Raw genomic sequence first — 12,286 nt, forward strand, 5'->3', positions numbered from 1 at the left:
CACGGAACCTCCGTGGCAGGAGGGTCGCCTGCGTCGGCAACCGCCCCAGGCTACCGGATGGCCGGGCTGACCCGAAATTCACTTCCGCGACTGGATGAATTCGAGCGCCCTGGCCTGTGTCGCCTCGTCGGCCTTGGCCAGCGCGCCGGAGTCAAACGGCGGCTGCGGGTCGTACTCGATGAGCAGTTGAGCGGCCTGGGCGGCCACCCGGTCGACGAGCAACTCGACCAGCCGTAGGGCCATGTCCACGCCGCTGGACACTCCCGCGGCGGTGATGATCCGCTGCGGCAGGTGTTCGACGACCCGCTCGGGCACATACCGCGCACCCAATCGGTTCAGCTCGTCGGCCGCGCGCCAATGCGTGGTCGCAGTCAAGCCGTCGAGCAATCCGGCACCGGCCAACAACAGTGCTCCGGTGCACACCGATGTGGTGAAGCTGGTACCCGGGTGCACCGATTGCAGCCAGCCGCGGATGGTTTCGTCATCGACCAGCACCCGGGTTCCGATCCCGCCGGGGACCACCACCACGTCGGGGGCGGCGACCTCGTCGAAGGTGGCGTCGCAGGTGACGCCGAGCATGCCGTTCTCGGTGCGCACCTCACCGCGTTGATGACCGACGAAGACCACGTCGATCGACGGAATGCGTTGCAGCACCTCATAAGGCCCGACGGCATCGAGTGCCGTGAACCGCGGGAACACCGGAATGGCGACCTGCATCAGCTCTGCCCGACCACTTCGGGTTCCGGGACCCGCGGCCGGCGGGCCGGACGTAACCAGGATGGCAGCCACGCGGGCGGATTGTCCGGTGCCAGGTCGAAGTCACCGCCGGCCGGATCGTCGACACGACCCTCCCAGCGCACCAGATCCTCCTCCGGCCGATAGATCTGGCGAATGACCAACAAGCACAACGCCGTCACCGCAATATCGCGGAGCAGCACCGTGGTCGTGAACCACTGCAGGGGCAGCGAACGGTTCGGATTGCCGTACAGGTAATACATCCTGGGCACCCATACCAGCGCGTCAATTGTCATCCACGCCAACAGAACCCGGCGGTGCGGAACGGCCAGCACCGCCAACGGGACCAGCCACAGGGAGAACTGTGGACTCCACACCTTGTTCGTCAACAGGAAGGCCGCGACCACCAGGAACGCCAGCTGCGCCAGGCGAGGCCGTTGCGGGGCGGTCAAGGCGATGTAAGCGATTGCGGCGCAGGACAACACGAACAGCACGGTCACGACGCTGTTCAAGATGGTCGGTGGTTCCCAGAACCCCAGTGCGGGATCGAAGCCGCGCCAGCCGGTAAACGACTTCACCACGTTGAACAGCGAGTCCATGTCGTCGCCGCGACGGGTGTTGAGCCGGAAGAACTCCGACCACCCCCGTGGGAAGAGCACCATTATCGGCAGATTGACGGCCAGCCAGGTCGCCGCCGTGATCAGCGTGGTCCGGTAGACATCGCGAAGTCGTCCCGACCGTATTCCCAGCACCAACAGCGGGCCCAGGAACAGCAGCGGATACAACTTGGCCGCGGCGCCCAAGCCAATCAGCACGCCTGCCAGCGCCGGTTTGCGCCGCGCCCAGGCCAGCAGGCCGCCCATCGCGAAAGCCGTTGCCAGGGCATCGAAATTGGTGAAGATCTGAAAGATGAGCAGCGGTGAGGCGGCCACCAGCGCGGCATCCCAAATGCGGCGACCGGCCAGGCCCGCCGTGGCCCACACGGTCAACAGCCAGGCCAGCGCCAATCCGAAGGCGGCGAAATCGAAGAACATGACCACTTCGGCGATCACCGGGACGGGCAGTACCTTGCTCACCGCGGTGTAGGCCTTGGCCAAACGCATTGAGACGTACTGGTACACCCCGGTCAGCACCGGGTATTCCATGTAGCGCACTGCGATCTGACCGTCGTAGCGGACTTGGGGGGTGCCGCTGCCGTCCGTCTCGATCCAGCTGGACTTGTAGGGAAACTTCCCCTGATTTAACAACTCTGCCCCATAGAGGGGAACTGTGTCGGAGTAGCACAACTCGTAATAGGCCCGTTGGTTGTCCCAATTAGCTACCCGCTGATCGCCTGTTCCGGTGCCGGTGCTCTGCAGGCAGGCGGCTTTCGTGGACCACCCCAGCGCCAGAAAGACCAGCGCGATGATGAACATCACCCGCACCGGCGTCATGAACCGGGTTCGGCCGATCAGCGCGTGCCGGCCCACCGGTCCGCCGACCGCGTTGGCCAGCGCGGCACCCAGAACGTCGGTGCGGCTGGGGCAGTCGCGATTGTCGGCGCTACGGCGGTCGTCGGCCAGCGGCCGCGGAGATATGGTGGCGCGCTCGCTCACGGGGGTGGTTGCGGGACGTCAGACGGCGGTGGCACCGACGGCGGCGGGCCGGCCGGCGGGACGGTGATGGTGGTGGGCGGGCCCACCGGCACGGTGATTCCCGGTGCTATCTCGACCGTCGGCTGGATCACCGTCTCCGACGGTGGCGGCGGCGGTGGCGGAGGCGCCGCGGGCACACCCGCGTAACCGCCGATCTCCGTTGGTTTGGGGAAGGTCTCGTTCGGCTGTCCCTTCAGGGCGCCGTCCATCGTCGCCTTCCACATGTCCGAGGGCAGGCCGGAGCCGTAAACCGCGCCGCCGGAGGCATTCACCAAAGGTTCGTCGCCCTTGACCGTGCCGACCCAGACGGCGGTGGACAGCTGTGGGGTGTACCCGACCATCCAGGCGTCCTTATTGGCCGTGGTATCACCGAACTGCGTGGTGCCGGTCTTGGCCGCGGACTGCCGGCCGCCCGCCAGGTTGTGGCCCCGCGAATATCCGGCGATCGGTTGCATCGCGGCGGTGACGTTGTCGGCCACGGCCTTTGGAATGCGCTGATCGCCACTGTTGTCGGCGGTGCTGGCGTCGAACAGGACCTGGCCTTCGGCGTTGACCACCTTCTGCACGAAGTGCGGGCGGTGGTACAGGCCGGACGCGGCCAGCGTCGCGTAGGCCGTGGCCATGTCGATCACGCGAGTCTGATACTGCCCCAATACGATTCCATTGTTGGGCGGGCCGCCCTTGCCGTCTTCGGACAGCGTGTGCGCGACACCCGGAAAGCTCTCGGCGACCCCGGCTTGGTGCGCCGCGTCGGCGACGGCCTGGGGTCCGCCCTTGAGCTTGAGCATCAGCCGGTAGTAGGAGGTGTTCAGCGACATCTTCAGCGCTTCGGCCAGGTTGCAGGTCCCGCAACTCTCGCCCTCGACGTTGGTGATCTTGATGCCGTCAACGGTCAGCGGTGAACTGTCGATCTGATAGCCCAGACCGATGCCCTGCTCGAGCGCGGCAACGAGGGCGAACACCTTGAACGACGACCCGGTCTGCAGCCCGGCCTGCGCGAAATCGAATCCCAGCGCGTTATTTCCGCCGTAGTACGCCTTCACCGCTCCGGTGCGGGGGTCGATGGAGACCGCCGCGGCGCGCATGTCGGGGTCCTGGCCGTCGAGGTACTTCGACACCGCTTTCTCCGCCGCCTGCTGTGCCTGCGGATCGATCGTCGTGGTGACCTGCAACCCCTGGGTGTTCAGCGTCTGCTCGTCAATGTTGAACAGCTCGAGCAGTTCCTTGGTGACCTGCCGTTCGATCAGCCCGTTGGGCCCGGTGGTCTGGTTCTCGGCACGGGCCTGATCGGGCGAGACCGTCTTGGGGAACACCTGCGCCGCACGGTCATTGGACGACAGCGCCTTGGTTTCCACCATGCCGTCCAGGACCCAGTTCCACCGCGCGAGCGCGCCTTCGGGGTCGACGGCGGGGTCCAGGGTGGACGGCCGCCGAATCAGCGCCGCCAGCAGTGCGCCCTCGGACACGGTGAGCTGCTCGACGGGTTTGTCGAAGTAGGCCTTGGAGGCCGCCGAGATTCCGTAAGCGCCGCGGCCGAAGTAGATGATATTCAGATACGCCTGCAGCACATCATCTTTGGACCACTCCCCCGACATCTTGGTGGCGATGACGAGTTCCTTGGCCTTGCGCATCACGCCGCTCCACCCGTGCTGCGCGGAGCCGACCAACGCGTTCTTAACGTATTGCTGGGTGATTGTGGAGCCGCCCTGCAGGTCGCCACCGAACAGATTGTTGCCGACCGCCCGGGCGAACCCGGTGAACGAGAAGCCCGGATTGGAGTAGAAGCCGCGGTCTTCGGCGGCAATCACCGCCTGACGTACGTGGACCGGGACCTGGCTGAGGTTGACGTCGACCCGGTTACCTTCCGGCGGCACAATTTTGGCGATCTCGGAGCCGTCGCTGGCCAGGATCGTCGACACCTGGTTGGTGCGGATGTCCCCGGGCCGCGGCACGTCGACGATGAAGTACGCCATGGTGAAGGTGACGATCGGCAGCAGGATCAGAACGGCCAGGCTCAGATACAGCGAGCGCCGGACCCATCTCCAGTTGATCTGCTGCGACCAGGTCGGCTTCGGTCGGGGACCCCGGGCGCCGGCCGATCCGGCCGGGCCCGACGGCGGCGGTCCGGCAGGCGGACGTCGCTGTCCGCTGAGCCGTTCGCGCCCGGCCCGCCGTGACGGGGCGTCCAGCGCGGCCTTGACCTGCCCGAGCGGGTCAGCGGGCGCGGGAGAATCGAGCGCCGCCTTGACTTGGTCGATCGGGTCGGCGTGCCGGCCGGGGTGATTGTCGGAGACCGTCGGGATGACCGTCGTCAGCCGGTCATCGGGAGGCACCGGACGCCGGGGCGGCGGCGCGGCCTGCTGCTCACCGCCGGAGTGTTTGCCGCCATCCGATGTCGTCGACTCATCCGGTTTGTCGCTGGACGACTGGTGGTGGCGCCCTCCGCTATTCACTGGCCGTGCGGGCGCCATTGCGCGCCGTCCGCTTGCCGCCCGACCCCCGCGGCGGGTGGGCGGGCACTGCCGCGCCCAGGACGTAGGACTTCACCAGATGATTCCAGCTACAGGTCCGGCACACTTCCACCACGTGGACAGCAAACTCCGAAAACCGCGTCGCCAGCAGCACCAGCTCTTCCGCGGTCCGCGCCGAGCCCGAAACGGCACCCAGATGTTCGCCAAAAACCCAGGACACCAGCGTGAGCTGTTCCTTGCGGCAGATCGGACACATCACCTGGCTTTGTTTCCCGTGAAACTTCGCCGCGCGCAGCAAATACGGATTGGCGTCACAAACCTCGGAGACACCGGTGCGCCCCGAGTACACCTCGGCCAGCAGTGAGCGCCGCCGAAGCGCGTAGTCCACTACCTGTCGCTGCAGTCGCACGCTGACCAGAGTACGTCGCCGCCGCTGACACCGGCAGGCAACTCAGCCTGTTGTCGCGCAGGTGTGTAGGTATCCGGTGATCACAGGCTGTGCCGGTCGCAGGCGCGACTTCTACGATCATCCCGTGGCGAAATGGTTGAGCGCACCTGCCCGTGGCGGATCGATGACGACGCGGGCCAAGGACAGCGACCGGCAGGATGCTTGCAACATTCTCGACAAGGCGCTCAACGACGGCGAGTTGTCGATGGAGGAGCACCGGGAGCGGGTCAGCGCCGCCACCAACGCCGTCACCCTCGGTGACCTGCAGCACCTGGTCGACGATCTGCAGTCCGCAGAGAGTGAGCACCCCGCCCAGATGCCGAAACTCAAGACGCAGGCCAGGCGCTCGGGATTAGGCTTGGCCGCCGCGGCCTTCGGCGTCACGGTGCTGCTGGGAATCGGCATCGGCTGGGGCCTGTACGGCAACACCACGTCCCCGCTGGACTTCACCTCCGACCCCGGTGCCAAGTCCGACGGCATCGCGGCCGTGGTGCTGACTCCGCCCAAGCAGCTGCAGTCCCTCGGCGGCCTCACCGGCCTGCTCGAGCAGACCCGCAAACGTTTCGGCGACACCATGGGCTACCGGCTGCTGGTGTATCCGGACTACGCCTCCATCGATCGCAAGGATCCCACCGACGACCGGCGGGTCCTCGACTACACCTACCGCGGCGGATGGGGCGATCCGAGCAGCTCCGCCCGCAACAGCAGCACCGATAGCGAGCTGGTGGACCTGGGCAAGTTCGACGTCAAGACGGTGGTGGGGATCCTGCGCGGGGCCCCCGAGACCGTCGGCATCAAGCAGCAGGACGTCAAATCGAGCTACCTGATCGTCGAACCGGCGAAGGATCCCACCACTCCCGGCGCGCTGTCGCTGACCATTTACGTCTCCAGCGACTACGGCAGTGGCTACATCGAGCTGGCCGGGGACGGCACGGTCAAGCAGGTTCATTACGTGAGCTGAGCGGCGCCACCCGAATGTGACTAACAGCGCATTAACGGACGGTGCTGTTGTCGCTAATATATCGGAGCGATACTATGACCCGAGGCGTCGTATCGTCGTAACAAGCCACGTAACAGGAGGTGAATCGATGCTGGAACTGGCTATTTTGGGGCTCCTCATCGAGTCACCCATGCACGGCTACGAGCTGCGCAAACGCCTGACCGGGCTGCTCGGCGCCTTCCGGGCGTTCTCCTACGGGTCGTTGTACCCGGCGCTGCGGCGGATGCAGGCCGACGGGCTGATCGCCGAGAACGCCGCGCCGGCGGGGACGCCGGTGCGACGCGCCCGACGGGTATACCAGCTCACGGACGAAGGCCGCCGCCGCTTTACCGAACTTGTCGCCGACACCGGTCCGCACAACTACACCGATGACGGCTTCGGAGTGCACCTGGCATTTTTCAACCGCACTCCGGCGGAGGCGCGGATGCGCATCCTGGAAGGCCGGCGCCGTCAGGTCGAGGAGCGCCGGGAAGGCCTGCGTGAAGCAGTCGCGCGGGCCAGCAGTTCGTTTGACCGCTACACCCGTCAACTGCATCAACTCGGGCTGGAGTCCAGCGAGCGTGAGGTCAAGTGGCTTAACGAGCTCATCGCCGCGGAGCGGGCAGCGCCCAACACCGTCGAACAGACGTAATCCCCTCGCACGAAACCAACGCAAGACATCCAAAGATACGAAGGTTAGGAGAACGCCCAATGAGTGGGAACACACAGGCGTCGACTGAGGTACGAGTCGCCATCGTCGGCGTCGGCAACTGCGCGTCCTCGCTGGTTCAGGGCGTCGAGTACTACTACAACGCCGACGACACGGCGTCCGTCCCCGGCTTGATGCACGTCCGGTTCGGCCCGTACCACGTTCGTGACGTCAAGTTCGTGGCCGCCTTCGACGTCGACGCCAAGAAGGTCGGCTTTGACCTGTCCGACGCGATCTACGCCTCGGAGAACAACACCATCAAGATCGCCGACGTGCCGCCGACCAACGTGGTGGTGCAGCGCGGCCCGACCCTCGACGGCATCGGCAAGTACTACGCCGACACCATCGAGCTGTCCGACGACGAGCCGGTCGACGTGGTGAAGGTCCTCAAGGACAACAAGGTCGACGTGCTGGTGTCCTACCTGCCCGTGGGCTCGGAAGAGGCCGACAAGTTCTACGCCCAGTGCGCGATCGACGCCGGGGTGGCGTTCGTGAATGCGTTGCCGGTGTTCATCGCCTCCGACCCGGTGTGGGCCAAGAAGTTCAAGGATGCCGGCGTACCGATCATCGGCGACGACATCAAGAGCCAGGTGGGCGCGACGATCACCCACCGCGTGATGGCCAAGCTGTTCGAGGACCGCGGCGTCACGCTGGACCGCACCTACCAGCTCAACGTCGGCGGCAACATGGACTTCAAGAACATGCTCGAGCGCGAGCGCCTCGAGTCCAAGAAGGTCTCCAAGACCCAGGCCGTCACGTCCAACCTCACCGGCTCACTCGCCGGCAAGGTCGAGGACAAGAACGTCCACATCGGCCCGTCCGACCACGTCGCCTGGCTCGACGACCGCAAGTGGGCCTACGTGCGCCTGGAAGGCCGCGCCTTCGGTGACGTGCCGCTGAACCTGGAGTACAAGCTCGAGGTCTGGGACTCCCCGAACTCGGCCGGCATCATCATCGATGCCGTGCGCGCGGCCAAGATCGCCAAGGACCGCGGCATCGGCGGACCGGTGATCCCGGCGTCGGCATACCTGATGAAGAGCCCGCCGGAGCAGCTGGCCGACGACATCGCGCGCACGCAGCTCGAAGAGTTCATCAACGAGGGCTAGAGCCTCGGGGTAGCTCGCCGAAACTGAGGTCTTGCAGAGGGTTTCTCGTACATTGTCTGCAGATCTTCAGGCGGGATGGTGCGCTTTGCGGCCAGGTAGCTATTGGTGGTCCTGCGCCGGTTCGTAGAGTCAGTGGCGTGACCGACGCCTCCTCTGACGACCTGACCGGGCTCTCCGAGTTCGACCTGCTGGCCGAGAACGCCGAACAGGCCGGCGTCTCCGGTCCGCTACCTGCCGTCGAGCGGGTGGACGCGGGTGCCATCAGCGCGCTGCGCTGGGGCGGAACCCGGCCGCGGGTGGTCTTCCTGCACGGCGGCGGTCAGAACGCCCACACCTGGGACACGGTGATCGTCGGTCTCGGCGAGCCCGCGCTCGCGGTGGACCTGCCCGGGCACGGCCATTCCTCCTGGCGCGACGACGGTGACTACTCACCCCAGCACAACGCCGACGCGTTGGCGCCGGTCCTGCGTGACCTTGCCCCCGACGCCGAGCTGGTTATCGGCATGTCGCTGGGCGGCCTGACGGGCATCCGACTCGGCGCCCTGGCACCGGAGCTGATCAACGAACTGGTCCTCATCGACGTCACCCCGTCGGCGTTGCAGCGCCACTCCGAGATGACCAAGGAGCAGCAGGGCACGGTCGCACTGATGCACGGCGAGCGCGAATTCCCCAGCTTCCAAGCCATGCTGGACCTGACGATCGCTGCCGCGCCGCACCGCGAGGTAAAGGCGTTGCGCCGCGGCGTCTTCCACAACTCGCGCCGACTGGACAACGGCAACTGGACCTGGCGTTACGACGCGATCCGGGTCTTCCCAGACTTCAGCACGTTGTGGGACGACGTCGATGCGCTGACCGCGCCGGTGACCCTGATCCGCGGCGGCTCCTCGGGGTTCGTCAATGACGACGATGTCGCCGAACTCGGCCGGCGTGCAACGTATTTCAAGGATGCGCACATCGTAGAGAATTCCGGCCACTCGGTGCAGAGTGACCAGCCGCGCGCCCTGATCGATCTCCTACGCACGGTGATCGGCACGGCTTGAGGCCTACGGTGGTCTCTATGACCTCCCCCGTACTCCCCGACCTTCCCATCCGCATCGGCGTGCAACTGCAACCCCAGCACGCCCCGCAGTACGACCAGATCCGCGACGCCGTCCGCCGCTGCGAAGACATGGGCGTGGATGTCGCGTTCAACTGGGACCACTTCTTCCCGCTCTACGGCGATCCCGATGGCGCCCATTTCGAATGCTGGACCATGCTCGGGGCTTGGGCCGAGCAGACCTCCCGCATCCAGATCGGCGCATTGGTAACGTGCAACTCCTACCGCAACCCGGAACTTCTGGCCGACATGGCCCGCACCGTGGACCACATCTCGGACGGTCGGCTCATTCTCGGCATCGGCTCGGGCTGGAAGCAGAAGGACTATGACGAGTACGGCTACGAGTTCGGCACGGCCGGCAGCCGGCTCGACGATCTGGCCAGCGCACTCCCCCGGATCACCTCGCGTCTGCGCAAGCTGAACCCGGCGCCCACCCGGGACATCCCGGTGCTGATCGGCGGGGGCGGCGAGCGCAAGACGCTGCGCCTGGTGGCCGAGCATGCCGACATCTGGCACAGCTTCGCCTCCAAGGACGAGTTCCCGGCCAAGGCGGCGGTGCTGGCCCAGCACTGCGAGGCGGTCGGACGCGACCCGGCCACCATCGAACGTTCCGCCTCGGCCGGCAACGGGTCAGAGGTGGTCAGCAACGCCGAAGCGCTGGCCGGACTCGGGGTCACGATGCTGACTGTCGGCTGCGACGGACCCGACTACGACCTTTCGGGCGCCGAGGCGCTCTGCCGATGGCGCGACAGTTTGTCTTAAGCCGCGCTTCATCTGCGAAACATCTCAACCTTGCCGCCCAGTCGTGAGAAACTTGCCGCGCTGGAGCCCGTCGGGGGGCGAAAAGAGATGTAACGAACTGATGCCTAAGAAGTATGGGATCAAAGAAAAAGACCAGGTGGTCACGCACCTTCTCAACTTGGTGCTGACCGGAAAACTGCGCAGCGGTGACCGTGTCGACCGCAACGAGATAGCCCAGGAACTGGGCATCAGCCGGGTCCCCATCCAGGAGGCGTTGGTCCAGCTCGAACATGACGGCATCGTCTCCACGCGGTACCACCGCGGCGCGTTCGTCGAGCGCTTCGACGAGTCGACCGTCTTGGAACACCACGAACTCGATGGCCTGCTGAACGGGATCGCCTCCGCCCGGGCTGCGGCCAACCCGACGCCACGCATCCTGAGTGAACTGGATGCGCTGCTGCGCTCGCTGCGCGCCGCCAGGGAGCCGCGGAACTTCGCCGAGATCGCCTGGGAGTACCGCCGGGTGGTAAACGACGAGTACGCCGGGCCGCGACTGCACGCCACCATTCGGGCGTCACAGAACCTCATTCCCCGCGTCTTTTTCATGACCTACCAGCACAGCCGCGAGGACATGCTGCCGTTTTACGAAGAGGAGAATGCCGCCCTGCATCGGCGCGACCCCGAGGCCGCCAGGGCGGCATGCATCGCGCGCTCCGAGCTGATGGCCAAGACCATGGTGGCCGAGCTGTGCAGGCGCGGGGTTTTCATCACACGCGAGGAATGTGCTGAGCCGGCAGCCGCGCGTGAGCGGTCGCCGATCGTGCTCTGAACGAAAACGACCCGCACCGCCACGCTCTCGCGGCAATGCGGGTGGCGATCGCCCGCACTGGTGCGTCGGCGTCGGACCCCGGGGAGGGTGCAGGGGGTCCTGCAACTCCTCGCGGATCCAGGGCGCCGACGGGACGACGATGGTGATGGTCCCCATGAGACCACGGCAAAGTCGTAGCGTCCGGGCCTCCGGAGCGGATATTCGAAGCCGCAGAGACCTCGCGGCTACAGCGGTTCCTTTTCTAGGTGCTGTGACCCGCACTTTTCTTGCGCGGCCACGCCCGCTTCACGCATTGTCTCCACCCGCGGGCGTCGCGGGTTAGACTGCCGGTTTATGGCGGACAGCGAACCCACAGCCCCGGAGGTGTCGGAGCTGGCGGAAGGGTTGCACCGCTCCTTGTCCAAGCTGTCCACGCTTCTGCGCCGCGGCGATCCGACCAGCGGGGCGGTAGCCGGTGAGTTGACACTGGCTCAGTTGTCGATCCTGATCACCCTGCTCGATCGGGGTCCGATCAGGATGACCGACCTGGCCGCGCACGAGCGGGTTCGCACCCCCACGACCACGGTGGCAATTCGCCGGCTTGAGAAGGTCGGGCTGGTCAAGCGCTCTCGCGACCCGTCGGATCTGCGCGCGGTGCTCGTCGACATCACGCCGCAGGGCCGGGCGGTGCACAACGAGTCGCTGGCCAACCGTCACGCCGCCCTGGCGGCGATGCTCAGTCAACTGCCCAAGTCAGACCTGGACATCCTGATGGAGGCGTCGGCGCCGCTGGCCCGGCTCGCCAGCGGTGAACCGGCCACCCCTGCGGCGGACCCCGACGACGCGTGAAAGTGTTTGTTGCCAATATGATTGGTAACTACTGAACGATGCCCACCGCACTCATCACCGGCGCCAGTGGCGGCATCGGCGCCGCCATCGCGACCGCGCTGGCACCCACCCACACGCTGTTGTTGGCCGGTCGGCCGTCGTCGCGCCTGGACGCCGTCGCCGAACGGCTCGGTGCCACCACGTTTCCGCTGGACCTGACCGACACCGACTCGATCGAAGCCAGTTGCGAAGTGATCGACCAGCTCGACGTGCTCGTGCACAACGCCGGGGTTTCCATTCCGGGTCGGGTCGACGAGTCGCACGTGGACGAGTGGCGGGCCACCTTCAGTGTCAATGTCTTTGGCGCGGTGGCTCTTACGTTGACGCTGTTGCCGGCGCTGCGGCAGGCGAGAGCCCGGGTGGTGTTCATCAACTCCGGTTCGGGCCGCAATGTCTCATCCGGCATGGCCTCCTACTCGGCCAGCAAGTTCGCCCTGCGCGCCTTCGCCGATTCGCTGCGCGCGGATGAGCCGGCGCTGCTCGTGACGTCGGTGCATCCTGGCCGAGTGGACACCGACATGCAGCGCGAACTGGTCGCTTACGAGGGCGGCGAGTACGACCCCGCGAAATTCTTGCGACCCGAGACCGTCGCCGAGGTGGTGGCCAACGTGGTGGCCACGCCACGGGACGGCCACGTGCACGAAGTGGTGATCCGCCCGCGCGGATGACCT

The 12,286-nt window shown here is 66.2% G+C and carries 12 protein-coding genes and 1 pseudogene; 9 read left to right on the plus strand and 4 right to left on the minus strand.

All coding sequences use genetic code 11. The annotated features are described in order from the left end of the window. Nucleotides 1–78: 78 nt before the first annotated feature. Genes AWC08_RS24655 through AWC08_RS24670 form a run of 4 tightly spaced genes read right to left on the minus strand, consistent with a single transcriptional unit; the run spans nucleotide 79 to nucleotide 5,249 of the window. Nucleotides 79–717 (minus strand): DJ-1/PfpI family protein, encoded by a 639-nt coding sequence (locus AWC08_RS24655; RefSeq protein ID WP_065136903.1) that lies wholly within the window; start codon nucleotides 715–717, stop codon nucleotides 79–81. Then, complete coding sequence (locus AWC08_RS24660) at nucleotides 717–2,330, minus strand: glycosyltransferase family 87 protein (RefSeq protein WP_065136883.1); 1,614 nt, start codon at nucleotides 2,328–2,330, stop codon at nucleotides 717–719. Before AWC08_RS24660 ends, AWC08_RS24655 begins: the two co-directional genes overlap by 1 nt. Continuing rightward, nucleotides 2,327–4,822 (minus strand): transglycosylase domain-containing protein, encoded by a 2,496-nt coding sequence (locus tag AWC08_RS24665; RefSeq protein WP_372511556.1) that lies wholly within the window; start codon nucleotides 4,820–4,822, stop codon nucleotides 2,327–2,329. The genes AWC08_RS24660 and AWC08_RS24665 overlap by 4 nt, the downstream gene beginning before the upstream one ends. Then, entirely contained in the window at nucleotides 4,815–5,249 is a 435-nt protein-coding gene (locus AWC08_RS24670) for a DUF5318 family protein (RefSeq protein WP_065136884.1), read from the minus strand. Before AWC08_RS24670 ends, AWC08_RS24665 begins: the two co-directional genes overlap by 8 nt. Nucleotides 5,250–5,373: 124 nt before the next feature. Between AWC08_RS24670 and AWC08_RS24675 the strand changes: the two genes are divergently transcribed. The 9 genes and pseudogenes from AWC08_RS24675 (at nucleotide 5,374) to AWC08_RS24715 (ending at nucleotide 12,283) form a co-directional block, all read left to right on the plus strand. Then, nucleotides 5,374–6,249, plus strand: coding sequence for a DUF1707 SHOCT-like domain-containing protein (locus tag AWC08_RS24675; RefSeq protein ID WP_065136905.1), 876 nt, complete (start codon nucleotides 5,374–5,376; stop codon nucleotides 6,247–6,249). 127 nt (nucleotides 6,250–6,376) lie between these two features. Then, nucleotides 6,377–6,919, plus strand: a complete 543-nt coding sequence (locus tag AWC08_RS24680; protein WP_065136886.1) for a PadR family transcriptional regulator — start codon at nucleotides 6,377–6,379, stop codon at nucleotides 6,917–6,919. A 59-nt stretch (nucleotides 6,920–6,978) separates the two neighbouring features. Next, nucleotides 6,979–8,082: an inositol-3-phosphate synthase gene (locus tag AWC08_RS24685; protein WP_065136887.1), complete on the plus strand. Its 1,104-nt coding sequence runs from the start codon at nucleotides 6,979–6,981 to the stop codon at nucleotides 8,080–8,082. 137 nt (nucleotides 8,083–8,219) lie between these two features. Beyond that, nucleotides 8,220–9,122 (plus strand): alpha/beta fold hydrolase, encoded by a 903-nt coding sequence (locus AWC08_RS24690; protein ID WP_065136889.1) that lies wholly within the window; start codon nucleotides 8,220–8,222, stop codon nucleotides 9,120–9,122. Nucleotides 9,123–9,139: 17 nt separating this feature from the next. Further along, nucleotides 9,140–9,940, plus strand: a complete 801-nt coding sequence (locus tag AWC08_RS24695) for an LLM class F420-dependent oxidoreductase (RefSeq protein ID WP_065136890.1) — start codon at nucleotides 9,140–9,142, stop codon at nucleotides 9,938–9,940. Nucleotides 9,941–10,040: 100 nt separating this feature from the next. Further along, nucleotides 10,041–10,748 carry a GntR family transcriptional regulator gene (locus AWC08_RS24700; protein WP_065136892.1) on the plus strand — a complete coding sequence of 236 codons (708 nt, stop codon included), beginning with the start codon at nucleotides 10,041–10,043 and terminating at the stop codon, nucleotides 10,746–10,748. A 78-nt stretch (nucleotides 10,749–10,826) separates the two neighbouring features. Beyond that, nucleotides 10,827–10,993 (plus strand): annotated as a pseudogene (locus AWC08_RS38635) (peptide ABC transporter ATP-binding protein); the annotation flags it as partial. An 88-nt stretch (nucleotides 10,994–11,081) separates the two neighbouring features. After that, complete coding sequence (locus tag AWC08_RS24710; protein ID WP_065136894.1) at nucleotides 11,082–11,576, plus strand: MarR family winged helix-turn-helix transcriptional regulator; 495 nt, start codon at nucleotides 11,082–11,084, stop codon at nucleotides 11,574–11,576. Nucleotides 11,577–11,614: 38 nt separating this feature from the next. Beyond that, a complete protein-coding gene (locus AWC08_RS24715; RefSeq protein ID WP_065136895.1) occupies nucleotides 11,615–12,283 on the plus strand; it encodes an SDR family oxidoreductase in 669 nt (222 codons plus the stop codon). Nucleotides 12,284–12,286: the final 3 nt, after the last annotated feature.

Source organism: Mycobacterium gordonae, from assembly GCF_002101675.1.
GTDB lineage: Bacteria > Actinomycetota > Actinomycetes > Mycobacteriales > Mycobacteriaceae > Mycobacterium > Mycobacterium gordonae.